Source organism: uncultured Campylobacter sp. (assembly GCF_937959485.1).
GTDB lineage: Bacteria > Campylobacterota > Campylobacteria > Campylobacterales > Campylobacteraceae > Campylobacter_B.
The window spans coordinates 1-2390 of record NZ_CALGPY010000010.1 but is presented as its reverse complement, the minus strand read 5'-3'; the positions used below and the strand labels follow the sequence as shown (position 1 = coordinate 2390).

Here is a 2390-nt window from a genome sequence, read left to right as displayed (position 1 = left end):
ATCGGCACTACCGCGGCGATCGTACCGCTTACTATAGGCTCGGCCCCCTTTATCGCTCGCCTCATCGAAAGCGCGCTGCTGGAGGTCGATAGCGGCGTAATCGAGGCGGCGAAGAGCTTCGGCGCGAGCAAGACGCAGATAATCTTTCGAGTAATGTTCGTCGAGGCGCTGCCTAGCATCATCGGCGCGATTACTCTGACGCTTATCGTCATCATCGGATTTACGGCGATGGCGGGCACGGTCGGCGGCGGCGGGCTCGGCGACGTGGCGATCCGCTACGGCTTTCAGCGCTTCCGCCCCGATATAATGGCATACACTGTCGTGATCCTGATCGTGCTCGTGCAGATCATACAAAGCATAGGAAATTTACTCTATAAAATTACGAAAAAGTAGGCTTAAATCCATAGCTTAACAAGATATCAAATATTTTCTATTAGTATAAAATTGCAAAAAAGTAGATCTTAAACTTATAGACCGTTCATTTGCATAGCCTGTTTTGCTAAACTGTAAAATTATAAAAAATATAGGTTTACAACGCTATGAATACCGCTTGAAATTCTATATCGTAAGCAGTTAGATTTTTGCCTGCCGTCAAGGTCTAAATTTAAGGCTTTGTGTAGCTAAAGCAAAGCTCGTGCCAAGACTTGCTTCGTGTAGAGTAAGCTTTTATTTTTATAACAGGTCGCCTCTTTGAAGCGAACAATCAAAACTGCGCTGGGTAATTTTAAAATTCGCAGGCAAGATTTAGGCGCAGAATTTTAAAATTTAATTGCCTAAAATTTAAAATTTAGCCCAAACCTTAATGAGAAGCGTAAGTTGAAATTTGAAATTCTAAAGCACGGAATTTTAAAATTTTAAAAATTTAGACCTTGCGAAATTTTGCTTATAAATTCTAAGACAAGCAGTTTTAAAATTTTATAATTTTAGGTTTTGCGGGATCTTTCTTATATAATTTCACTTTTACTTCGAAATTTCGTAGCTTACTTTTAAAATATAAAGCGCAGGATATAAATAAAAGGCACCGGCCTTAGCAATAAAGCCAATAATGATGGTATTGCCGCTTTGACAAGCTTTTTTGGCTTTGGTAAAAGAACCTAAGATTGCGCCAGTTCTTTAAAAATAAGGCAGACTATGAAATTCCCCTACGAATTGAGCCTAAATTCTTTCGTATTGAGGAATTTTAAAGAGGCATAGAAAGCATAGAATTTTATGAATTATCTTGCGGCGCTTTCGGTAAATTTCACGCGGGTAGATACGGCGCATTTAATAAGATTATTATCGCATAAGAGCAGAGCTACTAAATTTATCCCGTTTTGCATTGCAAGATCGATGGTCTCTTTATGCGCCGCAAACGAGATCATCTGCGTAGCGTCTAAATTTAAAAAGGGGCGAGAAATCTCTCGCCCCTGAAATTTTAAGTATAGGATTTGATTTTATAGATGTGCGAGCCAGGGCTTGCGCATCTATTAAAATTTAAAACATAATCTCAAACCCTGCATTGATAGCCCCACCTCTTGTTTTGCCTACGTAGCCCTTGCCTCCTAGGCTAAAGATAAGGTTTTTACTCTCATACTTATAGCCTGCTTCAAATACTCCGGTTGAACCCTTTAGGCTAGGCTTAGGAGCGTCAAGTCCCATAGTAGATGCTTTAGCATCTCCACTAAACTCATACTCGTATGCTCCGCCAAAGTATAGGTTATGCTCATCTTTTAGATTTATAGTATCTCTAAGGCCAGCTCTTAGCCTATTAGATGTAACGCTATCAAAGTGATATCTCTCGCCAGAGCTTATAGTAGCATCTGCATCATCCGTGTAAGCATATAGCCATTTAGTATAAACGTCTAGCTTGTTACTTTGGCTTAGATCAAAGATCTGACCTATTCCTATATGAGTAGCCATATAGGTTGAGCTGATATCAAACTTCTCATTATGAGCTAATACTCCAGGAGCTATAGCATAGGTCCAGTCGTTACTATTGTAGTCGCTGCTTATCTTACCTACGTGAAAGCTTGCATCAAGGTAGGTGCCGCTAGTAAAGTTTTGCTTTAGCATTAAACCTCCACCTATATACTCACTATCTCCGTCTGCATGTAAGCCGCTATCTAAGTAGCTATCGTAGTTTGCTCTTCCGTATTCAACGAATACTCCGCTTAAGATATCTCCTGCGAAATTCTCAGTTAAGCTGGCTAATCCTGCTGCAACGCCGTAACCTTTGGAATTTACGTGCGAGCCCGTCTCATACCTTAGATCATAAGCTTCGCTTATAGCAAAAGGAAATAGCTCTAAATGACCATCCGGTATTAGCTTATCTAGGTAGTTAGTGATTAACTCGCTTCCGCTCTTTAAGCTGGCTAAGCTTGCGGCACGGGTTTCTGCGAAGGATTTGGTAT

General features: G+C 40.7%; 3 protein-coding genes. 2 read left to right on the top strand and 1 reads right to left on the bottom strand.

From position 1 onward, the window contains the following. A partial coding sequence (locus tag Q0380_RS07380; protein ID WP_298962066.1) for an ABC transporter permease subunit occupies nucleotides 1-393 on the top strand: 393 nt, incomplete at its 5' end. An 816-nt stretch (nucleotides 394-1209) separates the two neighbouring features. Further along, nucleotides 1210-1410: a hypothetical protein gene (locus Q0380_RS07375; RefSeq protein ID WP_298962063.1), complete on the top strand. Its 201-nt coding sequence runs from the start codon at nucleotides 1210-1212 to the stop codon at nucleotides 1408-1410. A 63-nt stretch (nucleotides 1411-1473) separates the two neighbouring features. Here the strand turns inward: Q0380_RS07375 and Q0380_RS07370 are convergent. After that, nucleotides 1474-2390, bottom strand: a 917-nt coding sequence (locus Q0380_RS07370) for an autotransporter outer membrane beta-barrel domain-containing protein (protein ID WP_298962060.1), incomplete at its 5' end; no start/stop codon positions are given.